General features: G+C 72.5%; 18 protein-coding genes. 15 read left to right on the forward strand and 3 right to left on the reverse strand.

Annotated elements, in window-relative coordinates; genetic code table 11:
* Nucleotides 1-4 precede the first annotated feature (4 nt).
* From K4G59_RS12325 to K4G59_RS12390, 14 genes are all read left to right on the forward strand, one after another.
* Nucleotides 5-1,432, forward strand: a complete 1,428-nt coding sequence (locus tag K4G59_RS12325; RefSeq protein WP_231251352.1) for a uracil-xanthine permease family protein — start codon at nt 5-7, stop codon at nt 1,430-1,432.
* A complete protein-coding gene (locus tag K4G59_RS12330; RefSeq protein WP_231251353.1) occupies nt 1,429-2,271 on the forward strand; it encodes an FAD binding domain-containing protein in 843 nt (280 codons plus the stop codon). Before K4G59_RS12325 ends, K4G59_RS12330 begins: the two co-directional genes overlap by 4 nt.
* Nucleotides 2,272-2,347: 76 nt before the next feature.
* Nucleotides 2,348-2,884, forward strand: coding sequence for a (2Fe-2S)-binding protein (locus K4G59_RS12335; protein WP_231251354.1), 537 nt, complete (start codon nt 2,348-2,350; stop codon nt 2,882-2,884).
* On the forward strand, nt 2,881-5,277 hold the full coding sequence (gene cutA, locus K4G59_RS12340) for an aerobic carbon-monoxide dehydrogenase large subunit (RefSeq protein ID WP_231251355.1): 2,397 nt from the start codon (nt 2,881-2,883) through the stop codon (nt 5,275-5,277). The genes K4G59_RS12335 and cutA overlap by 4 nt, the downstream gene beginning before the upstream one ends.
* Entirely contained in the window at nt 5,274-5,918 is a 645-nt protein-coding gene (locus K4G59_RS12345; protein WP_231251356.1) for an SRPBCC family protein, read from the forward strand. Before cutA ends, K4G59_RS12345 begins: the two co-directional genes overlap by 4 nt.
* Nucleotides 5,915-7,309, forward strand: a complete 1,395-nt coding sequence (locus K4G59_RS12350) for an amidase (protein WP_231251357.1) — start codon at nt 5,915-5,917, stop codon at nt 7,307-7,309. Before K4G59_RS12345 ends, K4G59_RS12350 begins: the two co-directional genes overlap by 4 nt.
* 250 nt (nt 7,310-7,559) lie before the next feature.
* The gene (locus K4G59_RS12355) at nt 7,560-9,647 is read left to right on the forward strand and encodes a hydantoinase/oxoprolinase family protein (protein ID WP_231251358.1); all 2,088 of its coding nucleotides are present in this window, start codon (nt 7,560-7,562) and stop codon (nt 9,645-9,647) included.
* Nucleotides 9,644-11,656: a hydantoinase B/oxoprolinase family protein gene (locus K4G59_RS12360; RefSeq protein ID WP_231251359.1), complete on the forward strand. Its 2,013-nt coding sequence runs from the start codon at nt 9,644-9,646 to the stop codon at nt 11,654-11,656. The genes K4G59_RS12355 and K4G59_RS12360 overlap by 4 nt, the downstream gene beginning before the upstream one ends.
* 4 nt (nt 11,657-11,660) lie before the next feature.
* Complete coding sequence (locus tag K4G59_RS12365) at nt 11,661-12,341, forward strand: SDR family oxidoreductase (RefSeq protein ID WP_231251360.1); 681 nt, start codon at nt 11,661-11,663, stop codon at nt 12,339-12,341.
* Nucleotides 12,342-12,425: 84 nt separating this feature from the next.
* Complete coding sequence (locus K4G59_RS12370; protein WP_231251361.1) at nt 12,426-13,118, forward strand: HNH endonuclease family protein; 693 nt, start codon at nt 12,426-12,428, stop codon at nt 13,116-13,118.
* Between the two features lie 107 nt (nt 13,119-13,225).
* Nucleotides 13,226-14,161 (forward strand): carbamate kinase, encoded by a 936-nt coding sequence (locus tag K4G59_RS12375; protein ID WP_231251362.1) that lies wholly within the window; start codon nt 13,226-13,228, stop codon nt 14,159-14,161.
* 26 nt (nt 14,162-14,187) lie between these two features.
* Nucleotides 14,188-15,294, forward strand: coding sequence for a barbiturase (gene bar / locus K4G59_RS12380; RefSeq protein ID WP_231251363.1), 1,107 nt, complete (start codon nt 14,188-14,190; stop codon nt 15,292-15,294).
* Nucleotides 15,295-15,381: 87 nt separating this feature from the next.
* Nucleotides 15,382-18,615, forward strand: coding sequence for an ATP-dependent helicase (locus tag K4G59_RS12385; RefSeq protein ID WP_231251364.1), 3,234 nt, complete (start codon nt 15,382-15,384; stop codon nt 18,613-18,615).
* Nucleotides 18,612-21,833 carry an ATP-dependent helicase gene (locus K4G59_RS12390; RefSeq protein WP_231251365.1) on the forward strand — a complete coding sequence of 1,074 codons (3,222 nt, stop codon included), beginning with the start codon at nt 18,612-18,614 and terminating at the stop codon, nt 21,831-21,833. Before K4G59_RS12385 ends, K4G59_RS12390 begins: the two co-directional genes overlap by 4 nt.
* A gap of 155 nt (nt 21,834-21,988) precedes the next feature.
* Here the strand turns inward: K4G59_RS12390 and deoD are convergent, their stop codons facing one another.
* The gene (gene deoD / locus K4G59_RS12395) at nt 21,989-22,699 is read right to left on the reverse strand and encodes a purine-nucleoside phosphorylase (RefSeq protein WP_231251366.1); all 711 of its coding nucleotides are present in this window, start codon (nt 22,697-22,699) and stop codon (nt 21,989-21,991) included.
* A gap of 36 nt (nt 22,700-22,735) precedes the next feature.
* Between deoD and nudC the strand changes: the two genes are divergently transcribed.
* A complete protein-coding gene (gene nudC, locus K4G59_RS12400; RefSeq protein ID WP_231251367.1) occupies nt 22,736-23,659 on the forward strand; it encodes an NAD(+) diphosphatase in 924 nt (307 codons plus the stop codon).
* A 6-nt stretch (nt 23,660-23,665) separates the two neighbouring features.
* Here the strand turns inward: nudC and K4G59_RS12405 are convergent, their stop codons facing one another.
* Both K4G59_RS12405 and K4G59_RS12410 read right to left on the reverse strand, forming a co-directional pair.
* Nucleotides 23,666-24,133, reverse strand: coding sequence for a ScoMcrA-related endonuclease (locus tag K4G59_RS12405; protein ID WP_231251368.1), 468 nt, complete (start codon nt 24,131-24,133; stop codon nt 23,666-23,668).
* 46 nt (nt 24,134-24,179) lie between these two features.
* The gene (locus K4G59_RS12410) at nt 24,180-24,431 is read right to left on the reverse strand and encodes a mycoredoxin (RefSeq protein ID WP_231251369.1); all 252 of its coding nucleotides are present in this window, start codon (nt 24,429-24,431) and stop codon (nt 24,180-24,182) included.
* Nucleotides 24,432-24,434 lie beyond the last annotated feature (3 nt).

Raw genomic sequence — 24,434 nt, forward strand, 5'->3', positions numbered from 1 at the left:
GCACATGTCGATGTTCAAGTGGGAAGTGGTCGATCCCGCACCAGGTGAGTCGGTTCTTCCGCTCCAGAGGTTGCCGTGGGGCAAGACGATCGGCCTGGGCGCCCAGCACGTGGTGGCCATGTTCGGCGCCACCTTCGTCTTCCCGCTCGTGATGGGGCTCGACGCGAACCTCGCGATCATGTTCTCGGGCCTCTGCACGATCCTGTTCCTGCTCATCGTGCAGAACCGGGTGCCGAGCTACCTCGGCACGAGCGCGTCGTTCGTGGCCTCGGTCGCGGCGATCCGCGCGCTCGACGAGGGCAACGACTCCTCCTACGTCACCGGCGCGATCCTGGTCGGCGGCCTCGTGCTCGCCGCGGTCGGCGTGCTGGTGCACTTCGCGGGCGCCGAGCTGATCCACAAGATCCTGCCGCCCGCCGTCACCGGCGCCGTCGTGATGCTCATCGGCTTCAACCTCGCGCCCGTCGTGGCCGGCATCTACTGGCCCCAGGACCAGTGGATCGCGCTGCTGACGGCCGCCTTCATGGTCTTCGCGGCCGTCGCGCTGCCGGGCTTCTGGTCACGCATCGCGGTCTTCCTCGCGCTGATCTTCGGCTACGCGCTGTCCTTCGTCGCCGACCTCGTGATCGGCCCCATCACCTCCGTGACGCCCGTCAGCAACGGCGAGGCCATCGAGCACGACCGCGTCTCCTGGGTCGGCGTCCAGGGCGCCGACTGGATCGGCCTGCCCTCCGGCACCCTCGCCGACGGCGTGTCCGTCGTCCACGGGCCGTCCTTCTCGCTGACCGCGATCCTGCTGGTCCTGCCCGGCGTGATCGCCCTCGTCGCGGAGAACACCGGCCACGTCAAGGCCGTCGCGGAGATGACGGGCGAGAACCTCGACCCCTACATGGGCCGCGCGATCGGGGCCGACGGCATCGCCACCGCCTTCGCCAGCGCGTTCGGCGGCTCGCCCACCACGACGTACGCCGAGAACATCGGCGTCATGGGCGCCACGCGGGTCTACTCCTCCGCCGCCTACTACGTCGCCGCGGGCGTCGCCATCCTCCTGGGCCTCTGCCCGAAGTTCGGTGCGATCGTCAACGCCACCCCCGGCGGTGTCCTGGGCGGCATCACGGTTGTGCTCTACGGAATGATCGGCCTGGTGGGAGCCAAGATCTGGGTCGAGAACAACATCGACTTCGGCAACCCCGTCAACATGGTCGGCCTCTCCGCCGGCCTGATCGCCGGAATCGGTGGCGTGACGCTCACGTTCGGTGACGACTTCGAGCTGGGCGGCATCGCCCTCGGCACGATCCTGGTCATCGTGTTCTTCCACATGGTCAAGGGCCGCGGCGGCGACGGCGCCGGCAACGTGACCCGCAACCTCAGCCACCCCGACTACGACGGCGGCGTCGACGACGCCGCCTCCGGAGGCACCGCACCCCGATGAAGCCCGCACCCTTCGCCTACCTGCGTCCGTCCACCCTCGAGGAAGCCCTCGCGGCGCTCGCGGGGGAGCAGGGGGCGAAGGTGCTGGCCGGCGGCCAGTCCCTGGTCCCGCTGCTGTCCATGCGGCTGGCCGCGCCGTCGATGCTCATCGACATCAACGCCCTGCCGGACCTCGGCCACGTCACCTGCGACGAGGCCGGGGTCCGGGTCGGGGCCCTGGCCCGCCACGCCCACGTGCTCGCCTCGACCGAGGCGGCGGCCGCTCAGCCGCTCGTCGCGATGGCGCTGGCCAACGTCGCCCACCCCACGATCCGCAACCGCGGCACGACCGTCGGCTCGATCGTGCATGCCGACGCCGCAGCCGAGATGCCGATGGTGCTGCGCCTGCTGGAGGGATCGGTCGACGTCGCGTCGGTGCGCGGTCGGCGCACGATCCCGGCCGCGGAGCTCTTCGCCGGCCCGCTCGAGTCGACGCTGGCCCACGACGAGATCGCGGTCGAGGCGTTCTTCCCGGCGCTCGCGCCCCGTGCGGGCGTGGCCTTCCAGGAGATCTCGCGCCGCCACGGCGACTACGCCCTCGTCGGTGTCGCCGCCCTGGTCGAGCTCGAGGGCGACGAGGTGGTCCGGGCCCGGCTCGGCTACCTCTCGGTGAGCGACGTACCCGTGGTGGTCGACGTCAGCGGCTCCCTGGCCGACCCCGCGGGCGCAGCCCTGGCCGAGCTCGAGCCGGTCGACGACATCCACGCCACCGCCGACTACCGCGCGCACCTCGTGCGCGTGCTGACCCCCCGCGTGCTGGCCGCCGCGACCGACCACGCCCGGCAGAGGATGAACGCATGAGCGAGCGTAGCGAGCGAATCAGCCAACACAGCGCGACATGTGCCTCATGCGCGCACGGAGCGAAGCGAGTACGTGCATGAGCGAGCAGATCCACGACGTCCGCCTGCACGTCAACGGCTCCGTCCACGAGGTGCGCGTCCCCGCGCGCCGCCTGCTGTCCGACGCGCTGCGCCACGACTGCGGCCTGACCGGCACCCACGTCGGGTGCGAGCACGGCGTGTGCGGCGCGTGCACGGTGCTGGTCGACGGCGCGCCGATGCGCTCGTGCCTGATGCTGGCGGTCTCCGCGGTCGACGCCGAGATCACCACGGTCGAGGGCCTCACCGAGGACGACGGGACGCCGCAGGGCCGGCTGAGCCCGGTGCAGCAGGCCTTCTCCGACTGCCACGGCCTGCAGTGCGGGTTCTGCACTCCCGGCTTCCTGACCACCATCACCGCCGGGCTGGAGGAGAACCCCGACCCGACCGAGGACGAGGCGCGGGAGATGATCGCGGGCAACCTGTGCCGCTGCACCGGTTACCAGAACATCGTGAAGTCGGTGCTCCGCGCGGCCGAGATCAATGCCGAGGCCGACGCGAAGAGCAAGGCCGACGCCGGGCAGGAGCGCGCATGACCACCAAGCTGTTCGGCACCAAGGTCGCCCGCGTCGAGGACCAGCGCTTCCTGCGCGGCCAGGGCCGCTACGTCGACGACCTGCTCCACGACGACCCACGGCTGCTGCACGCCGCGGTGCTCCGCTCGCCCCACGCGCACGCCCGCATCACCGACATCGACGTCTCCGACGTGCTCGACGTCGAGGGCGTGGTGGCCGTGTGGACCCACGACGACCTCACCGACGCGATGGCCGAGCCGCTCCCGCTGCTCATCCCGCACCCGACGCTGACCCACGGGCGCACCCAGTACGCCCTGGCGAAGGACGAGGTGAACCACGTCGGCGAGGCGATCGCCTTCGTGGTCGCCGTCGACCGCTACGTCGCCGAGGACGCGGTCGCGCGGATCCGGGTCACGTACGAGCACCTCGAGCCGGTCGTCGGCATCGACGCCGCCCGCGCCGCGACGCGACTGGTGCACGACGACGTGCCCGGCAACGTCGGCGCCCGGATGGAGCAGGAGAACGGCGACGCCCGCGCGGCCATCGCCGACGCCCCGCACACGCTGGTGCTCGACCTCGACATCGAACGGTCCGCCTGCACGCCGATGGAGGGTCGCGGCACCGTCGCGCGCTGGGACCCCGACACCAGCCGGCTGACGGTCTGGTCGTCCACGCAGACCTCCACCGGCGTACGCGGCTGCGTGGCGGCCAAGCTCGGCCTCGACCTGGCCAAGGTCGACGTCATCACCCCCGACGTCGGCGGCGGCTTCGGCGTCAAGGTCGTGCACCCGTGGCCCGAGGAGCTCCTCGTCCCGCTGGCCGCGAAGACGCTGGGCCGGCCGGTGAAGTTCACCGAGGACCGTCGCGAGCACTTCATCTCCTCCGCCCACGAGCGCGCGCAGCAGCACCACGTGGAGGTCGGCTTCGACGACGCCGGCCGCGTGCTGGGCCTCAACGTCGAGTTCTGGCACGACCACGGCGCCTACACGCCGTACGGCCTGATCGTCCCGATCATCACCTCGACCCAGCTGCTCGGCCCCTACAAGCCGCTCAACTACCGGGTCGTCTTCGAGTCGCTCTACACCAACACCGTCATCGTCACGCCCTACCGCGGCGCCGGGCGCCCGCAGGGCTGCTTCGTGATGGAGCGCACCATGGACGCGATCGCGGCCTACCTCGGCAAGGACCGCACCGAGGTGCGCAGCGCCAACTTCATCCAGCCCGACGAGTTCCCCTACGAGCACGGCCTGATCTTCCAGGACGGCCGCGAGCTGACCTACGACTCCGGCGACTACCCGGCCTCGCTGGAGAAGCTCAAGGCGCTGGTCGGCTGGGACGACTTCGAGGACTTCCGCGCCGAGATGGCCGCCCAGGGACGTCGCGTCGGCATCGGCCTGGCCTGCTACGTCGAGGGCACCGGCGTCGGCCCCTACGAGGGCGCCCACGTGCACGTCGAGACCTCCGGCAAGGTCAAGGTCGCCACCGGCCTGACCACGCAGGGCCAGGGCCACCAGACCGCGTTCGCGCAGATCGTCGCCGACACCCTCGGCGTGCGCTTCGAGGACGTCGAGATCACCACCGGCGACACCCGCAAGATGCCCTACGCCGTGGGCACCTTCGCCTCGCGCGCCGCAGTGATGAGCGGCTCCGCGATCCACCTCGCCGCGCTGCGCGCGAAGGAGAAGGCGCTGCGGATCGCCGCCGAAGCGCTGGAGGCGGCCGAGGAGGACCTAGAGATCGTCGACGGTGTCGTGAGCGTCAGGGGCACCGACGCGAGCATCGACCTGGGCACGGTCGCGGTCCTGTCCAACCCGCTGCGCTACGCCTTCGACGAGGCGTCCAAGGCCGCCACGCAGTTCAGCGTCGGCGACCCCGGCAAGCCGCCGGTGGCCGAGGACGACGAGCCGGGCCTGGAGGGCAAGGACTTCTACTCCCCGCCGCGCTCGACCTTCGCCAACGGCATGCACGCCGTGATCGTGGAGACCGATCCCGACACCGCCGAGATCACGATCCTCAAGTACGCCGTCGTCCACGACTGCGGGCACCTGATCAACCCGATGATCGTCGAGGGCCAGATCCACGGCGGCGTCGCGCAGGGGGTGGGCGGTGCGCTCTACGAGCGGATGGCCTACGACGAGTCCGGGCAGCTGCTCAACGCCTCCTTCATGGACTTCCTGATGCCCTACGCCTCCGAGGTGCCGACCAGCATCGACATCGACCACCTCGAGACCCCCTCGCCCCTCAACCCGCTCGGCATCAAGGGCGCGGGCGAGGCGGGCGTCATCCCGTCCGCCGCGGTGTTCGCCGCGGCGATCGAGGACGCCGAGGGCTTCCCCATCACGGCGATGCCCATCTCGCCGTCCGAGCTGTACGCGTTGCGCCTGTCGCACGCCGACCCCGAGGAGACCTCGTGAAGTTCACCGGAGAGAACGTCCTGGCCGCACCCGTGGAGCAGGCGTGGGACGCGCTGCTCGACCCGGCGGTGCTCGTGCGCACCATCCCGGGCTGCGAGAAGCTCGAGGCGACGGGCGAGAACGCCTACGCGATGACCGTCACCGCCGGTGTCGCCTCGATCAAGGGCACCTACGCCGGCTCGTGCGAGCTGCGCGACCTCGTCGAGCACGAGTCGCTGGTGATGAAGCTCGACGGCGCCGGCGCTCCCGGCACGATCGGTGCCACGGTCAACGTGCGCTTCACCCCCGAGGGCTCCTCGACGCGGATCTCGTACGACGCCGACGCCGTCGTCGGCGGGATGATCGGCGGCGTCGGGCAGCGCATGCTCACCAGCGTCTCGCGCCGCATGGCCGGGGAGTTCTTCGGCAACGTCGACGGTGTGCTCGCAGGCACCGCCCCCGCGCCCGCTGCTGCCGCGGTTGCGGGCGCGCCCGCAACGACCGGCGCAGCGGCGCCCGCCGCGGCCGGGCAGGTCTTCACCGCCCCGGCCCCCGCGCCCGCGGCCGCGTCGCGCCAGGAGTTCCTCACCGGTGTCGCCGTCGGTGCCGGCCTCGTCGTCCTCGGCGTCGTGGTGGGCGGGATCCTGGGTCGCCGCCGATGAGCGACCTGACGGTCGACTCCACCGCCCGCGCGCAGGTGGCCGCCGTACGCTCCGGTGAGGTCTCGGCCACCGAGCTGCTCGAGCTGCACCTCGACCGGATCGAGGAGCGCAACCCCGAGCTCAACGCGATCGTCTCGCTCGACGCCGAGCGCGCGCGGGCGTGGGCGGCCGTCGCCGACCAGGCGCAGGCCTCCGGCGAGGTGGTCGGCCCGCTGCACGGACTGCCCTTCGCGGTGAAGGACACCCACGCGCTCCAGGGCTGGCGCACGACCTACGGCTCGCCGATCTTCGCCGACGCCGTCGCCGACCACGACGTCCTGCACGTCGAGCGGGTGCGCGCGGCCGGCGCGGTCTTCGTCGGCAAGACCAACGTGCCGGAGTTCGCCGCGGGGTCGCACACCTTCAACACGGTCTTCGGCGTCACCCGCAACCCGGTCGACCCGACCCGCTCGGCCGGCGGCTCGAGCGGGGGAGCGGCGTGCGCCCTGGCCTCGGGGATGGTGCCGCTGGCCGACGGCTCGGACATGGGTGGCTCGCTGCGCAACCCGGCGTCGTTCTGCGGTGTCGTCGGGATGCGGCCCTCGCTCGGCCGGGTGCCGGAGTGGCCGCTCTACAACCAGTGGGAGACCACGTCGGTGGGTGGGCCGATGGCGCGCAACGTGGGCGATCTCGCCCTGCTCCTCTCCGTGCTCGCCGGTCCCGACCCGCGCGCCCCTCATGCCCTCGGCGACCCCGGCGCCACCTTCGCGCCCGAGCTCCGGCCCGCCCCGCTGGGAGGGCTGCGGGTCGCCTGCTCGGTTGACCTCGGCGGCGCACTGGTGGTCGACCACGCGGTCGCGGACGTCGTGCGCGACACCGCGACGCGGCTCTCCGATGCCGGCGCGGCCGTCACCGGTGCCGCCCCCGACCTCGCGCTGGCCGACGACACCTTCCGCACGCTCCGGGCCTGGCACTTCCAGGCGAAGTTCGGCGCGCTCCTCGCCGAGCACCCGACGTCGTTCAAGCCGTCCCTCGAGGCCAACATCCGGGCGGGGGAGTCGCTGACCGGAGCCGACGTGGCGCGGGCCTACTCCCAGCGCACCTCGCTGTCGGAGACGATGCGGCTCTTCTTCGACGAGCACGACGTGCTGCTGCTGCCGACCTCGCAGGTGCCGCCCTTCCCGGTGGAGCAGGAGTTCCCCGAGACGATCAACGGCCAGGACATGCCGGACTACCTGGCCTGGATGCGATCGGCCTACTTCATCACCGTCACCGGCTGCCCGGCGATCTCCGTGCCTGCCGGCACCACGTCCGACGGCCTGCCGATCGGGGTCCAGCTCGTCGCGCGCCACGGCGCCGACCGGCAGCTGCTCGAGGTCGCGGCGGCGGTGGAGGAGCTCCTCGCCGGCTGACGCCTGTGCACACACCTGTGGACAGGCCTGTGCAGTAAGGCGTCGGACTGGGGACGACGGGCACTCTCCTGTGCACGTCACGCCGGCGGAGCAGAACCTGCGGTGGCGGGGACCCGACGGTACGGAGTGGTCGACCGGGACATCGCCACGGCCGGTCTTGGCGCGTGGGCCAAGAGCTGTCGAAGGATGGGCGTTCCGTCGGCAATGTCTGCCGTGGTCCTCCCCGCAGCGGCTCGGTTGAATCCTTCCCATGAGCAATCGGCGGATCAGGATCGGCATCGACACCGGTGGCACGTTCACCGACGTGGTGGCCTTCGACGAGGACTCGGGCGAGCTGGTCACGACCAAGACCCCGAGCACCCCGGGCAACCCGGCGGACGGCTTCATCGCCGGCATCGAGAAGATCCTCGGGATCGTGGGCGCAGAGGGCGCCGACATCGCCGCGGTGTCGCACGGCACGACCGTGGCGACCAACAAGCTCCTCGAGGGCAAGGTGGAGGCGCTCGGCTTCATCACCACCGAGGGCTACGAGTTCATGCTGGAGATCGCGCGCCAGTCGGTGCCCGACGGCTACGGCAACTCCTACTTCTGGGTCAAGCCCGACCGCATCGTGCCGGCCGACCGGGTCCGCACCGTCGGCGGTCGTCTCGACTTCACCGGAGCCGAGGTGCGGCCCTTCGACGAGGAGTCCGCGGTCGCCGCGGCGCGGTGGTTCCGCGACCAGGGCATCACCACCCTCGGCGTGTGCCTGCTCCACGCGTACGCCAACGACGAGCACGAGCTCCGCATGCGCGAGATCCTGCGCCGTGAGCACCCCGAGGCCGTCGTGTCGATCTCCAGCGAGGTGCTGCGCGAGTACCGCGAGTACGAGCGCGCGATGACCACGCTGGTCGACGCGGCCGTGAAGCCCAACGTCAGCCGCTACGTCACCAACATCTCCGAGCGTCTGGTGGGCTTCACCGGCAACGAGATCCCCTTCTACGTGATGAAGTCCAACGGTGGCGTGCTGTCCGCCGACGAGGTCGTCCACCAGCCCATCACCACCGTGCTGTCCGGGCCGGCCGCCGGTGCCCTCGGCGCCGCGCTGATCGCCAAGGTCGCCGGCTTCCCGCGCATCCTCACGTGCGACGGAGGTGGGACCTCGACCGACGTCTCGGTCGTCCTCGACGGCGAGCCGACCCTCACCACCGAGGGCACCGTCGGTGCCTATCCGAGCAAGATCCCGATGATCGACGTCGTCACCGTCGGTGCGGGCGGCGGCTCCATCGCCTGGCTCTCGCCCGAGGGCACCCTCAAGGTCGGCCCCCACTCGGCCGGCGCCGACCCCGGCCCGCTCTGCTACGCCAAGGGCGGCACGAACCCGACCATCACCGACGCGCACGTCACGCTCGGCCGGATCCCTCCCCACCTGCTCGGCGGCGAGATCCCGCTGGACGTGGACGCCGCGCGTGCCGGCATCGCCGACCTCGCCGACCGCCTCGGACTCGACTTCGAGCGCTGCGCCAGTGGCATCCTCGAGATCTCCGCCTGGAACCAGGCCAACGCCCTGCGCCAGGTGAGCGTCAAGCGCGGCCTGGACGTGCGCGACTTCATGCTCACGACCTTCGGTGGCTCCGGCTCGCTGCTGGCGTGCCGTCTCGTCGACATCCTGGACCTGGCGGGCGTCGTGGTGCCGCCCAACCCGGGCAACGTGAGCGCCTTCGGCCTGCTGACCGTCGACGTGAAGAACGACTACGTCCAGACCCACGTCGCCAAGGAGTCCGCGCTCGACCACGCAGCCGTCCAGACGGTGCTCGACACCCTCACCGACCGGGCCCGCGAGGCGCTCGCCAAGGAGGGCTTCGCCCCGGACCAGCACCAGTTCCACCGCACCATCGACGTGCGCTACGTCGGCCAGGCCTACGAGGTGCGCGTCGCCGCGCCCGAGGGTGTCGTCGACGACGCGTACGTCGCCCGGGTGGCCGACACCTTCCACGCCGAGCACCGCCAGCTCTACGGCTACGACTTCCGCGGCGACGCCACCCAGCAGGTCGAGTGGGTCAACCTCCGTGTCACCGGCATCGGGCCGATCACGCGTCCGGAGATCCCGACCCTCGACAAGGTCGACGGCACCGTCGAGGACCGCGCGGTGCGCGGACGCCGTCCGGTGTGCTTCGACCCCGATCAGGGCTACGTCGACACCCCGGTCATCTGGCGCACCGACCTCGGCGCCGGCGACACCTTCACCGGCCCGGCCATCGTGGAGGAGTTCGGCTCCACCATCCCTGTCCACCCCGGCTTCGAGGTCGTGGTCGACGACTGGGCCAACCTCGTGATCCGGAAGGAGTCGGGCCGATGAGCACCAGCACGAGCACCGACGTCAGCACCCGCCCCGTGGACCCGGCCTACGTCACCGCCAAGCCGGTCAACCCGGCCGGCCTGCCCACGGCGTACGAGCACGGCGGGCGCCTCACGCCCGAGGGATCGAGCGTCGACCCGATCCTCGTCGAGATCGTCCAGGGCACCCTGGCCAGCGTCGAGATGGAGGTCGAGACCGCGATCGGCCGCACCAGCCGCTCGCCGATGATCCGCGACGCCCACGACTTCCGCGCCGGCATCCACGACCGGCAGCTGCGCAAGCTCACCGGCCGCTCCTACAGCGCGCTCGTGCACCCGATCGTGCGCGACTTCCCGCTGGAGGAGATGCGCGAGGGCGACGTCTTCTTCCACAACGACGTCTACGAGTCCGAGGGCGGCATCGGCCACCTGCCCGACCTGTGCGTCACCGTCCCCGTCTTCCACGAGGGCGAGGTCGTGGCGTTCGTCCAGGCCTTCGGTCACCACGACGACATCGGAGGCGCCTGCCCCGGCTCGATGCCGAGCGGGGCGACCAGCGTCTACGAGGAGGGCCTCGCGGTCCCGCCGATCAAGCTGTGGGAGGCGGGTGTGCCCAACAAGGCCGCGCTGCGGATCATGACGCGCAACTCGCGGATGCCCGACAGCCTGGCCGCCGACCTCGACGCCGAGTGCTCCGCCTGCCTGATGGGCGCGCGTCGTCTCAGCGAGCTGTTCGGGCGCTACGGGCGCGAGGCGATCGAGACCTCCTTCGACGCGATCCTCGACGCGACCACCGAGACCTACCGCCGCGAGATCCTGTCCAAGATCCCCGACGGCACCTACGTCTGGGAGGACTACGCCGAGCACGACGGCGTCGACGAGCCGCAGCTGCACACCCAGCGGATCACCCTCACCAAGGTCAGCGACGCGCCGGCCGACCCCGAGAACGGTCGCCCGGCCGGACCCCGGCTGATCATCGACTTCACCGGCACCAGCGCGCAGGCCAAGGGGCCGATCAACCACTGCGGCGACTACGTCGGCGGGAACTTCCTCAAGAAGTGGCTCGCGCCGATCCTGCGCAACCTCGCCGACACCCCCGAGCGGATGGCCGAGCTCGACGTCAACGAGGGCATCGTGCCGCTCATCGAGATGCGGTTCCCCGAGAAGGGCACCCTGCTCACCCCGATCCACCCGGGGCCGACCAACGCCCGCACCTTCGTGATCCTGCGCCTGCTCGGCGTGCTCGCCGGCGTCGTGGCCAAGGCGGTGGACGGGAAGATGCCGGCAGACCAGGAGACGATCCGCTACACCGGCGTCTACGGCAAGGACCTCGAGGGCAACGACTACCTCATGCGCGAGGTGCTCGGCGGCGGCTCGGGCGGTCGCTACTACGCCGACGGCGAGGACACCATCCACGTGGTGCCCGACTCCCGCAACCTGCCGACCGAGTTCACCGAGTCGCGCTTCCCCTTCATCGTGGAGCGCCTCGGCCTCGCGGTCGACTCCGGCGGCGCGGGGGAGTTCCGCGGCGGCCTGGGCTACGAGAAGCAGATCCGGATGCTCAAGGACGCGCACTTCATGTCCATCGCCGACCGCTCGATCCTGGCCTGCTGGGGCGTGCGCGGCGGCAAGGCCGGTGCCCCCTTCCAGGTCGTCATCGACCCGGGCGGGCCGGACGAGCGCGAGGTCGACGCCCTCGCCGACGCCGAGGTCATCCGCGCCGGACAGGTCGTGCGGATCCGGACGACCGGCGGTGGCGGCTGGGGCGACCCGCTCGCCCGCGACCCCGAGCTCGTCGTGCGCGACGTGGTCTGGGGCAAGGTGTCGGCCGAGGCCGCGCTGCGCGACTACGGCGTGGTGCTCACCGGGTCGCGTGACGGTGGTGACCTCGGCTTCGACGCCTCGGCCACCGAGGCCGAGCGTGCCGGCCGGGCCTCGTGGAGCCGGGAGGACGACGCGTTCTTCGACCGCGGTCCGGGCTACGCCGAGCTGGCCGACGGCGCGGCGTTCGCCGAGGTCGACAGGGTCTGACTCGATGTCGGCGTCGGTGCAGCGCGTCGCGGTGCTGGGCGGCCACGGCAAGACCGGCCGCGCGGTGTGCGAGGCACTCGCCGCCCGGGGCGTCGGGGCCGTTGCGCTGGGGCGCTCGGACTGGCCGGACCTCGCCGTGGCGGTGGCCGGCTGCGAGGCGGCGTACGTCATCGCGCCCAACCTGCACCCCGACGAGCCGGCGTACGTCGCCTCCGCCCTGGCCGCCCTTTTGGCGGGCGGCGTGGGGCGGGTCGTCTACCACTCGGTGGCCTCGCCCTACGCGCCCGCGATGCCGCACCACATGGGCAAGGCTGCCTGCGAGGACCTCGTCCGCCGCAGCGGGCTGGCGTGGACGATCCTCCAACCCGGCGCCTACCTCCAGAACCTCGACCTCACCGGTCCGCTCGACCTGCCCTACTCGCCCGACGTGCCGTTCGGCTTCCTCGACCTCTCCGACCTCGGGCGGGCTGCCGCGGTCGTGCTGACGCAGGAAGGCCACGCCGGAGCGACGTACGAGCTCGCGACCCGCGCCGCGACGGTCCGCGAGCTCGCCGACGAGGCGGGCGTCGAGGTCCGCCGGGTGCCCGACCCCGGGACGCACCCGTGGCTGTCGGCGATGTTCGCTTACTACGACGCGCACGGGTTGCCGGTGGGTGACCGGGTGCTGAAGTCCTTGATCGGCTGAGCGCGTCGCGCGTCCTTCCGGGGCCTCGACCAGTAGGAAGTGCGCAGACGCAGGCATCGGGCCTGCCCCCCGCAGGAGATCACCATGTCTCGTTCTCGGAAGCTGCACACCCGTCCCTCAGCCGCACGACGGTGGCCGTCGGCGTTGCTCGTGCCGATCGTCGGTGCGCTGCTCCTCCTCGCCCCCGCCCCCGCGCAGGCAGCCACCTTCAGTGGCTCGCTGGCCCAGGCCGTCGCAGCCGTGCCGACCGCGGCGGAGGCCAACGCCGGCTACGACCGCACCCTCTTCAAGCACTGGGTGGACGCCAACGGCGACTGCCAGAACGCCCGCGCCGAGGTGCTGATCAGCGAGGCGGAGCCCGACACCCCGCTCACGTACACGACCTCGGGCAGGTGCACCGTCTCGACCGGGCGGTGGTTCTCCTACTACGACCGGGTGTCGTGGACCTCCGCATCGGACGTCGACATCGACCACATGGTCCCGCTGGCCGAGGCGTGGGGGTCGGGCGCGAGCGGCTGGACGTCCGCCCGGCGCGAGGCGTACGCCAACGACCTCGGTGACTACCGCACGCTCGTCGGCGTGACGGACAACGTGAACCAGTCCAAGAGCGACCAGGACCCGTCGACGTGGCTGCCGACCTACGACAAGTGCCGCTACGTCGCGGAGTGGGTCGCGGTGAAGATCCGGTGGGGGCTCACCGCCGACTCGGCCGAGAAGAGCGTGCTGAACAGCTACGCGTCGAGCTGCTCGACGACTGTCACGGTCACCACGGCCTGACCCCGTGCCGCGCCTGCGGCACCCTGACAACTCTTGCCATCTATCTCCTTGGTCGTTGGCCGAATCTGCCGTGGGTCGGGTGTGAGCGGCGACACTAGGTTTGCGCCATGAGGGTCCTGCTCGCACTCGGCGGAAACGCCATGACCAACGCCGACGGGCGGGCACGTCCCGACGACCAGATCGCCGCCGCCCAGGTGGCGATGGCGGCGGTGGCCGGCCTCCTGGAGCACGACCACGACGTCGTCATCACCCACGGCAACGGTCCCCAGGTCGGCAACCTCCTGGTCAAGAACGAGCTGGCCGCGTCCGTCGTACCCCCCGTCCCGCTGGACTGGTGCGGCGCGCAGACGCAGGCGACCCTCGGTTTCGTGCTGATGGACGCACTCGACGGCGAGCTCGCGGCCCGCGGCGTCGCGCGGCGCAGCGCCGCGGTCGTCACCCGCACGCTCGTCGACGCCGACGACGAGGGCTTCACCACCCCCACCAAGCCCATCGGCCGCCACCTGCCCGAGGCCGAGGCCCGGGTGCTGATGGCCCACGGCGAGACCTGGCAGGACCGCGGCGACAAGGGCTGGAGGCGCGTGGTCGCCTCGCCCGAGCCGCTGGAGATCCTCGATGCCCCGGCGGTCCTCGCGCTGATCGAGGCCGGCTTCGTGGTGGTCGCCAACGGTGGTGGCGGCATCCCGCACGTACGCCGTCCCGACGGCTCGCTGGCGGGCGTCGAGGCCGTCATCGACAAGGACCTCGGCGCGGCCCTGCTCGCCGGGACCACCGACGCCGACGTCCTCGTGATCGCCACCGACGTCCCCAACGCGGTCATCCGCTGGGGCCAGCCCGACGCCGAGCCGCTCGGCACCCTCACCGTCGCCGACCTGCGTGCGATCGCCGCCGAGGGCCACTTCGCCTCGGGCTCGATGGGCCCGAAGGTCGACGCGGTCTGCCGCTTCGTCGAGACCACCGGCAAGCGCGGAGTCATCACCAGCCTCGACCAGATCACCGCGGCCGTCGCCGGCGACGCCGGCACCGTCGTCGTACCCGCCTGAACCTGACTGCCACCGAAAGGAAACCCATGCCCAGCGCCATTGAGGTCCGCAAGGTCCCGATCCACTCCGTCGCCGACGCCTCCGAGCTCACCAAGCTCATCGACGAGGGCGTCATCGCCGCCGACCGCGTCTTCGCGATCATCGGCAAGACCGAGGGCAACGGCGGTGTGAACGACTACACCCGCATCATCGCCGACCGCGCCTTCCGCGAGGCGCTGGTCGCCAGCGGCGCGGACCCCGAGCAGGTCAAGGGCGTCCCGATCGTGTGGTCGGGCGGCACCGACGGCGTGATCAGCCCCCACGCCACGATCTTCGCCACCACCGACGTCCCCGAGGACGACCCGTCGCGCGAGGAGATGCGGCTCACCGCCGGCTTCGCGATGAGCGAGCCGATCCTGCCCGAGGAGATCGGCTACACCGCGATGATCGAGAAGGTCGCCGCCGGCGTGAAGGTCGCCATGGAGCGCGCCGGGATCACCGACCCCGCCGACGTCCACTACGTGCAGACCAAGACCCCGCTGCTCACCATCCACACCATCCGCGACGCCAAGGCGCGCGGCAAGAAGGTCTGGACCGAGCACACCCACGAGTCGATGGACCTCTCCAACGGCGTCACCGGTCTGGGCATCGCCGTCGCGCTGGGCGAGATCGACATGCCGACCGACGCCGACGTGATGCACAACCGCGAGCTCTTCTCCTCGGTCGCGTCCTGCTCCTCCGGTGTCGAGCTCGACCAGGCCCAGATCGTCGTGGTCGGCAACGCGCTGGGTGTCGGCGGCAAGTACCGCATCGGCCACTCGGTGATGAAGGACGCGCTCGACGCCGACGGCATCTGGGAGGCCATCCGCACCGCGGGCCTCGACCTGCCCGAGCGTCCCCGCACCAGCGACCTCGACGGCAAGCTGGTCAACGTCTTCCTCAAGTGCGAGGCCAGCCAGGACGGCATGGTCCGCGGGCGCCGCAACGCGATGCTCGACGACTCCGACGTCCACTGGCACCGCCAGATCAAGGCCTGCGTCGGCGGCGTCACCGCCTCCGTCACCGGCGACCCGGCGGTCTTCGTCTCGGTCTCGGCCGCCCACCAGGGCCCCGAGGGTGGCGGCCCGGTGGCCGCGATCGTCGACGTCTCCTGATCCACGTCCTGGTCCCAGGCACCTCCACGACACCCCGTCCGCGGGGCCGGCAGCGCATTGTCGGTCCCGCGTGATGGGGTGTCCTGCGTGAGCACACCGACCACCCGCTACCGGCTCGTCAGCCCCGACCGCGAGGTCGTGGTGCCCGAGCTCGACGAGCACCAGCGGCGTGTGGTCGACCACCCAGGCGGACCGTTGCTCGTCCTGGCCGGTCCCGGGACCGGCAAGACCACCACCCTGGTCGAGGCGATCGTCGACCGCATCGAGCACCGCGGCGCCTCGCCCGACTCGGTGCTCGCCCTCACCTTCTCCCGCAAGGCCGCCGAGCAGCTGCGCGACCGGGTGACCGCGCGGGTCGCCAGGACCACGTCGGCGGCGTCGTGCTCGACCTTCCACTCCTTCGCCTACGCGCTGGTGAGGAAGTACGCCCCCGCCGAGCTCTACGAGGGGGCCATCCGGCTGCTGTCGGCCCCGGAGGCCGACGTCGTGCTGCGTGAGCTGCTGCGCGACAACCCGGAGTCGGTCGAGTGGCCGGACGCGCTGCGCCGGGCGGTCGGCACGTCCGGCTTCGTCCGCGAGGTGCAGGCGGTGCTCGCCCGCGCCCGTGAGAAGGGCCTGGACCCCGGCGGCCTCCGCAGCCTCGGCGAGGAGCACGACCTGCCCGAGCTGGTGTCGGCCGGGCTGTTCATGGAGCAGTACCTCACGATCCTCGACAACCTCGGCGCCACCGACTACTCCGACCTCATCCGCCGCGCGGTGATCGAGGCCGAGGCCCACCGCGACGAGCTGCGGGCACGCTACGGCCACGTCTTCGTGGATGAGTACCAGGACACCGACCCCGGCCAGGTGGCCCTGCTGCGGGCCCTGGCCGGCGACGGCCGGAACCTCACGGTGGTCGGCGACCCGCACCAGTCCATCTACGGCTTCCGCGGCGCCGACGTGCGCGGCATCCTCGACTTCCCGGCCAGCTTCGCGACCACGGGCGGTGCGCCCGCACCCGTCGTGGTGCTCCAGCGCACCCGACGGTTCGGGCCGCGCCTGCTCCTGGCGGCCGGCCGCGTCGCACACCGCCTGACCCTCAGCGGCAGCATCGACGCCGCCGCCCGCGAGGCCTTCCTCTCCCCGGAGGCGGTCCCGGGGCCGCACGGCGACGGTCGGGTCGAGGTCCACACCTATGACACCGAGCGGGCCGAGGCCGAGCGGCTCGCCGACCTGCTGCGCCGCGCCCACCTCGAGGACGGCATCGCCTGGGACCGGATGGCCGTCCTGGTGCGCTCGGGGCGGACCAGCATCCCCCCCCTGCGGCGCTCGCTCGCCGCGGCGGGCGTTCCCGTCGAGGTGGCCTCCGACGACCTGCCCCTCGTCCACGACCCGGCGGTGCTGCCGCTCCTCGACGGCCTTCGCGCCGTGGTCAACCTCGACAACGACGACCCGGACTCGCCCGACTTCCTCGACCCCGGCCGGATCGAGTCGCTGCTGCTGTCGCCACTGGCGGGGCTGGACGCGTCCGACCTGCGCGCCCTCGTGCGCCGCCTGCGCACCCGGGAGAAGGAGCAGGCCGATCCCGACGCGCGCCGCACCTCGCGCGAGCTGCTCCGGCTCGCCGTCGTCGGCCCGGGCTTCCTCGACGGCCTGGAGGGACCGGACGTCGACCGCGCCGATGCCCTCGCCGCCCTGCTGCGCGAGGGCGCCCACATGCTGTCCGAGCGCGCCGGTGTCGAGGACGTGCTGTGGCACCTGTGGTCCAGCACGGCTTGGCCCCAGCGGCTCAGGCGCCAGGTCGACCTCGGGGGCGCGAGCGCCCGTCGCGCCCACCGCGACCTCGACGCGGTGGTGGCGCTCTTCGAGCTCGCCTCCCGCGCGGTCGACCAACGCGACCACGTCGGCGTCGGGGCGTTCTTCGCCAGCCTGGTGGCCCAGCAGCTCCCGGCCGACACCCTGGCCGAGCGGGGCGTGCGCGGCTCCTCGGTCCGCCTCCTCACCGCACACCGGTCCAAGGGCCTGGAGTGGGACCTCGTGGTCGTCGCCCACGTCCAGCAGGAGGGCTGGCCGGACCTTCGTCGCCGCACGACCCTGCTCGGCGCCGACCGCATCGGCGTCGACGGCTCCGGCCACCCCGACCTGGTCCCGCCGGTGACCACGCGGGCGCTGCTGATGGAGGAGCGTCGCCTCTTCTACGTCGCCTGCACCCGGGCCCGGCGCCGACTGGTGGTGAGCGCGGTGCGCTCGCCCGACGACGACGGCGAGCAGCCCTCGCGCTTCCTCGAGGAGCTCGGCGTGACCATCGAGCACCAGGACGGCCGCCCGCCCCGGCCGCTGTCGCTCGGCGGCCTCGTCGCCGAGCTGCGGCGCACCGCCGCGGACCCGGCCACCAGCCCCGCGCTGCAGGCCGCCGCCGCGCGCCGTCTGGCGGCGCTCGCGGCGGAGGAGGTCGACGGACGCCAGCTCGTCCCGGCGGCCGACCCCGCGACGTGGTGGGGCACCCGCAGCGCCACCCGGGCCGTCCAGCCGATCCGTGACCCCGAGCGGCCGGTGCCGGTCTCGGCCAGCATGCTCGACTCGATCCTCCTCTGCCCGGCCCAGTGGTTCTTCGAGCGCGAGGCCGGCGGCGTCTCGGCGGTGCACCAGTCGGCCAACCTCGGACAGGTGCTCCACGCGCTCGCCGAGCGGGTGGCAACCGGTGACCTGCCGGCCGAGGAGCAGCCGCTGATGGCCGAGGTCGAGGCGATCTGGGACCGGCTCGCCTTCCGCACGCCCTGGTCGCGCCAGCGCGAGCTCGCCCGCATCCGCAAGGCGGTGGCGCGCTTCGTCCGGTGGCACCTCGACAACCCCCGCGAGGTGCTCGCCGCCGAGCAGCGCTTCCAGAGCACCGTCGAGGTCGAGGGCCGCACGGTCATGCTCACCGGCTTCGCCGACCGCCTCGAGATCGACGACGCGGGCCGGGTGGTGGTCGTCGACTTCAAGAGCGCCCGTGCCGCCCCGACCGGGCCTGCGGTCGCCGGCAACCTCCAGCTCGCCCTCTACCAGTACGCCGTCGACGCCGGTGCGCTCGACGAGGTCGCCGGCCGGTCGGTGGCGTCGGGAGGCGCCGAGCTGGTGCAGCTCGGCATCGACGACGAGTCGGCCGTCGCCAAGGTGCAGGGCCAGCCCGCGCACGACGACGCCGGTCCCGAGCGTGCGGTGCTGCGCGCGGGCCTGGCGCGTGCCGCCGACCTGGTCCGCAGCGAGACCTTCCCGGCCACGGCCGGCCCCCACTGCCGCGACTGCCCCTTCACCGCCATCTGCCCCGCCAAGGGTGCCGGGAGCGTGACCGTCCAGTGACCGAGCCGACCCGCGAGCCTCTACGGCTCGACACGCCCGAGGACCTGCGGGCCCTCATGGGGGCCAGGCACGCCGCCAGCGACGAGCAGTGGGCGGCCATCACGGCGCCGCTGCGGCCCACCGTCGTGGTGGCCGGAGCCGGCAGCGGGAAGACCACCCTCATGGCCCAGCGCGTGGTGTGGCTGGTGGCGACGGGCCGGGTGCGTCCCGACGAGGTGCTCGGCCTCACGTTCACGACCAAGGCCGCGGCCGAGCTGCGCCAGCGGGTCTCGGCCGCGCTCGGTGCCGCGGGCCTGCTCGACCGGTCCGTCGTCGTCGACGGCGAGGACGTGCTCGAGCCGACCGTCGCGACCTACCACGCCTACGCCGCCACGCTCCTGACCGACCACGGACTGCGCATCGGCCACGAGCCCGACACCCGGGTCGTGTCCGATGCGTCCCGCTACCAGCTCGGTGCGCGCGTGATCGAGCGCTTCACCGGTCGCATCGAGCTGCTGACCGACCATCCCGCCACCGCCATCCAGAACCTCCTCGCCCTCGACGGCGCGATGAGCGAGCACCTCGTCGACGCCGACGACGTACGCCGGGTGGACGCCGAGGCGCGCCGCGGCTTCGAGCGCGCGGTCGCCGAGGAGCAGGCCGGCAAGGCCCGCAAGACCTGGCTCGAGCCCCCGGCGAAGGCGATCAACGCCATCGACCGCCGTGCGGAGCTGCTCCAGCTCGTCACCGGCTACCGGCGCCTCAAGGCCGACCTCGGCCTGATGGACTTCGGCGACCAGATCGCCCTCGCGGCCCGGCTCGTCGAGGACCAGCCGGAGGTGGGGGAGCTGGAGCGGGCGCGGTTCAAGGTCGTGCTCCTGGACGAGTACCAGGACACCTCCGTCGCGCAGGCCACGATGTTGTCCCGGCTGTTCTCGGGCTCCGACCCCGAGCACGGCCTCGGCCACCCGGTGATGGCGGTGGGCGACCCCAACCAGGCGATCTACGGCTGGCGCGGTGCGTCGGTCTCCAACATCCTCAACTTCGCCGAGACCTTCCCCGCGGCCGACGGCGAGCCGGGCCGGCTGCCGCTGACGGTCAACCGGCGCTCCGACCGACGCATCCTCGACGTGGCCAACAGGCTCGCGGAGCCGCTGCTCGCCGCCTACGGCGACAAGGTCGCGCGACTGCGCGCCGCCGAGATCGCGGCCGAGGGCCACGTCGAGGCACACGTCTTCGAGCGGGCCGTCGACGAGCTCGCCTGGCTCACCGACGAGGTCCGCCGCGTGCACGGGACCGGCACCCCCTGGGCCGAGATGGGCGTGCTGAGCCGCGACAACGCGCAGGCCGAGGACGTCTACGACGCGCTGACCACCGCCGGCATCCCGGTCGAGATCGTCGGCCTGTCGGGCCTGATCCGCTTGCCAGAGGTGGCCGAGGTCGTCGCCACGCTGACCCTGCTGCACGACGTCACCGCCAACTCCGCGATGCTCACCCTCCTCACCGGCCCGCGCTGGGCGATCGGCCCCCGCGACCTGCGCCTGCTCGCGGTGCGGGCGGCGGAGATCGCCGGCGTACGCGGTCGCGCGGAGGCGGCGTCGATCGCCGACCAGTTGCTCCAGATCGCCGACGGCATCGACTCCTCCGAGCTGCCCGCGCTCAGCGACGCCCTCGAGGCGCCCGGCGAGGCGGCCTACTCACCCGAGGCGCTCGACCGGTTCGCCCTCCTCGCCGGCGAGCTGCGCCGGCTGCGCTCCCACGTCGGCGACCCCCTGCTCGACGTGGTCCGACGCATCATCGACACGACAGGTGTCGACGTCGAGCTGGCGTCGGCGACCTCGCCGGCGGCTGCCGCGCGGCGCGACAACCTCGACCTCTTCGTCAAGGCGGTCGCGGACTTCCAGTCCGTCGACGGCGACGTCACGCTGCCCGCGCTGCTGGCCTACCTCACCGCCGAGGACGACCAGGGCAACGGCCTCGACGTCGCCACCCCCACCGCAGCCGACTCGGTGAAGCTCCTCACGGTGCACCGCGCCAAGGGGCTGGAGTGGTCGTCGGTCTTCTGCGTCGGCGTGGGGGAGACACGCTTCCCCAGCAACCGCTCGCGCACCCTCTGGACGTCGTCGCCGGCCGTCCTGCCCGCGCCCCTGCGCGGCGACCGGGCCGACCAGCCCCAGCTCGCGGGCCACGACAAGACCGCCCTCGAGGCCTATCGCACGGCGACCAAGGCCCACGACGCGGAGGAGGAGCTGCGCCTGGGCTACGTCGCCTTCACCCGCGCCGCCCACCACCTCGCCGTCACCTCCTACGTCTGGGGCCAGCGCGCGAGCGCCTTCGGCCCGTCGGCCTACCAGTGCGTCGTGCGCGACCAGCTCGAGGAGTGGGGCCAGCCGGTGGAGCGCTGGCTGGAGAAGCCGCCACCGAAGTCACCCAACCCCAACGACGCCGTCGACACCTCCCGCCCCTGGCCGGTGCCGGGCCCCGGCGAGGAGGGGCGCCGTCGACAGGTCGCCGCGGAGCTGGTCCGCAGCGTCGACCGGACCGCGCCCGACGAGGGCCTCGACATGGTCGAGGCCGCGCAGGTCGCGGAGTGGGACGACGACCTCGCCCAGCTGCTCGACGAGGCGCGCGCCGAGCGCGCCACCACGGTCGACCTGCCGTTGCCGAGCAGTCTGTCGGCCACCTCCGTGGCCCGCCTGCGCGACGACCCCGACGCCTTTGCGCGCGAGCTGGCCCGGCCGATGCCGCGCCCACCCGCTCCCGCGGCCCGCTTCGGCACCGCCTTCCACGCCTGGGTGGAGGAGCGCTTCGGCCAGCAGGCGCTCATCGAGCCCGACGAGCTGCCGGGCCGCGCCGACGCCGGCATCGACGACGAGGCCGACCTCGGCGAGGTGGTGAAGCGCTTCGAGGACGGTCCCTTCGGCGACCGGGCACCCCACGCCGTCGAGGCACCCTTCGCGCTGGTGCTGGGCGGTCAGGTCGTGCGCGGACGCATCGACGCGGTCTACGCCGAGCCCGGGTCCTCGGGCGGCGGTTTCCTCGTGGTCGACTGGAAGACCGGTCGTCACGAGACCGCGGACCCCCTGCAGCTCGCGCTCTACCGCCTCGCCTGGGCCGAGCTCACCGGCACCCCGCTGGAGCAGGTGCGCGCGGCGTTCCACTACGTCCGGTCCGGCCACACGGTCGAGCCACCGGACCTGCCGGGTCGCGACGAGCTGGAGCGACTGCTCGAGCTCTGACCTGCGGGTCTCGTGGCGGCGCCCCAGCCACACGTCGTACGTCTCGAAGGCGTCTCACGCACCGCCGCGCGTCAGCCATCAGCGGTGCGTAGGACACCTTCCGAGCGCGCAGTACCTGCGTCACGCACCGCCCGCCAGCGGAGGAGCGCCGCAGGTCAGCCCAGCGCCGCCGTCAGCGCGATCTCGACCATCTCGCCGAAGGTCTGCTCGCGCTCCTGCGAGGTGGTCTCCTCGCCGGTGACGATGTGGTCGGAGACGGTGCAGATCGCCAGGGCCTTGCGGCGGTGCTTCGCGGCGAGGGTGTAGAGCGCGCTGGCCTCCATCTCGACCGCCAGCACGCCGTAGTCCACCATCTCGCCCAGCAGCTCGGGGCGCGCGGCGTAGAAGGAGTCGCTGGAGAAGATCAGTCCGACGTGGAAGGGCGAGCCGTCCTCGCGCGCCTCGGCGGCCTCCACCGCGCCCCGCAGCAGGCCGAAGTCGGCGACCGGGGCGTAGTCGATGCCGTGGAAGGCGATGCGGTTCATCGAGGAGTCGGTGCAGGCGCCGGAGGCGATGATGACGTCGCGGATGCCGACGTCCTCCGTGACCGCGCCGCACGACCCGACGCGTACGACCGACTGCACGTCGTAGTCGGTGAAGAGCTCGTTGACGTAGATCGCCATCGACGGCTGGCCCATGCCGGAGCCCTGGACGGAGACCGGCTGGCCGCGCCACGTGCCGGTGAAGCCGTACATCCCGCGCACCTCGCTGTAGCAGCGGGCGTCGTCGAGGAAGGTCTCCGCGATCCACCTCGCCCGCAGCGGGTCGCCGGGCAGCAGGACGGTGGGGGCGATGTCGCCGGGCCGGGCGCCGATGTGGGTGCTCACGGCGCCCAGCCTAGGGCCCGTCGCTAGCCTGACGCGGTGAGCTCCGAGCGCCCCCTCCCGCACGTCGCACTCTCCGCCCACGCGCACAACCGGATGGGCCTGCGCCGCACCGACGAGGAGTGGCTGCGCCACCAGATGTCGGACCCGGCCACCCGGATGCTGGTCGTCGCGGGCAACCGGCTGCGTCCGACGGACGGCGAGATCCAGTGGGTCGCTCCCGCGGACGCGCCCGAGGGCATCCTCGTGCTCCTCGGCGACCACGACGAGGTCGTGCACCTCGCGGTCATCGTCGCGCCGGACGCCGCCCCCGGCGACCCGCAGGAGTGGGTGCCGCTGCGCGACGTGCTGCCCCTGATCGCCGAGCAGTCACCCGGCCAGGCGCCGCTGCTGATGCACGCGATCGGCCTTGCCGAGTGGCACCACGCGACCCGCTTCTGCCCGCGGTGCGGTGGCTCCCTGCGCAGCCGGGCCGCCGGGCACGAGCTGCGCTGCACCCAGTGCGACCGCGCGCAGTTCCCCCGCACCGACCCGGCGGTCATCATGGCGATCACCCACGGCGACGGCGACGACGAGGCGCTGCTGCTGGGCCGCAACCGCGCCTGGCCTGCGGGCCGCTGGTCCACCCTCGCCGGGTTCTGCGAGCCGGGGGAGACCCTCGAGGACGCCGTACGCCGTGAGGTGGACGAGGAGGTCGGGGTGCAGGTGGGCGAGGTCGGCTACTTCGGCAGCCAGCCGTGGCCGCTGCCGGCGAGCCTGATGCTGGGCTTCACCGGCCGCGCGCTGAGCACCGACATCGACGTCGACGGCGCCGAGATCGAGGAGGCCCGCTGGTGGACCCGTGCGGACTTCGAGACGGCGGTGCGCTCGGGGGAGATCGCCGTCCCGCGCGGGATCTCGATCTCGTCCTCGCTCATCGAGGCATGGTTCGGCCGGCCTCTCGAGGGTCCCGGCTGGGACTGAGGTCGGTCAGTCGCAGGTGTCGCAGATGCCGGTGGCCGGCATCGCGATGTAGCAGCGCGGGCACAGCTTGTCCGGCCGGTCGCTCGCCGCGACCCGGGGCCGGGCGGTGCCGGTGCTCCTCGTCGCCGCCGCGCGCGGGGTGCCGCTCGACGACGAGGAGCGCGTGCGGGTGCTGGAGCCGGGCACGCGCTCGCTGGGCGGCGAGTCGTCGCGGATCGTGAAGCCGAGCCGGGTCAGCGCCTTGCTCGCCCCGGCGGAACCGCCGGGGATGTCAGCGGGGGTCAGGGTGCGACCAGTGGCCAGGCCATGGGCGATGCCGGCGATCGCCGCGGCGTCGTACTCGCGGCCCAGGTGCATCAGCACATGGGTGGACGTCCCGCCGCGCACCAGCATGTAGTTGGCGCCACCGGCTGCGTCCCAGGTCTCCATCGCGGTGAGGACGTGGTCGCGATCGATCGAGTTCAGCAAGGACACGGGATCAGGCTAACCCGACCGCACGCCACTGCCTCAGCCGAGGGGCTCACGCCAGCGCGGCCAGCTTCTCCTTGACCTGCGCCACCGACGGGTTCGTCAGCGTGCTGCCGTCGGAGAACAGGAGGGTGGGCACGGTCTGGTTGCCGCCGTTGGCCTGCTCGACGGTGAAGGCCGCGTCGGGCTGCTGCTCGATGTCGACGATCGAGAACGCGATGCCCTCTCGGTCGAGCTGGCTCTTCAGGCGGTGGCAGTAGCCACACCAGGGCGTGGTGAACATGGTGAACTGGCTCTGGGACATGTC

Origin of the sequence: Nocardioides furvisabuli (assembly GCF_021083185.1) — a bacterium.
Classification (GTDB): domain Bacteria; phylum Actinomycetota; class Actinomycetes; order Propionibacteriales; family Nocardioidaceae; genus Nocardioides; species Nocardioides furvisabuli.

Bases quoted from the DNA above. Each gene is read 5' to 3' on its own strand.
- K4G59_RS12325 (WP_231251352.1), top strand. From the start codon at position 5: ATGTCGATGTTCAAGTGGGAAGTGGTCGATCCCGCACCAGGTGAGTCG.
- K4G59_RS12330 (WP_231251353.1), top strand. From the start codon at position 1,429: ATGAAGCCCGCACCCTTCGCCTACCTGCGTCCGTCCACCCTCGAGGAA.
- K4G59_RS12335 (WP_231251354.1), top strand. From the start codon at position 2,348: ATGAGCGAGCAGATCCACGACGTCCGCCTGCACGTCAACGGCTCCGTC.
- cutA (WP_231251355.1), top strand. From the start codon at position 2,881: ATGACCACCAAGCTGTTCGGCACCAAGGTCGCCCGCGTCGAGGACCAG.
- K4G59_RS12350 (WP_231251357.1), top strand. From the start codon at position 5,915: ATGAGCGACCTGACGGTCGACTCCACCGCCCGCGCGCAGGTGGCCGCC.
- K4G59_RS12355 (WP_231251358.1), top strand. From the start codon at position 7,560: ATGAGCAATCGGCGGATCAGGATCGGCATCGACACCGGTGGCACGTTC.
- K4G59_RS12360 (WP_231251359.1), top strand. From the start codon at position 9,644: ATGAGCACCAGCACGAGCACCGACGTCAGCACCCGCCCCGTGGACCCG.
- K4G59_RS12365 (WP_231251360.1), top strand. From the start codon at position 11,661: ATGTCGGCGTCGGTGCAGCGCGTCGCGGTGCTGGGCGGCCACGGCAAG.
- K4G59_RS12370 (WP_231251361.1), top strand. From the start codon at position 12,426: ATGTCTCGTTCTCGGAAGCTGCACACCCGTCCCTCAGCCGCACGACGG.
- K4G59_RS12375 (WP_231251362.1), top strand. From the start codon at position 13,226: ATGAGGGTCCTGCTCGCACTCGGCGGAAACGCCATGACCAACGCCGAC.
- bar (WP_231251363.1), top strand. From the start codon at position 14,188: ATGCCCAGCGCCATTGAGGTCCGCAAGGTCCCGATCCACTCCGTCGCC.
- K4G59_RS12410 (WP_231251369.1), bottom strand. From the start codon at position 24,431: ATGTCCCAGAGCCAGTTCACCATGTTCACCACGCCCTGGTGTGGCTAC.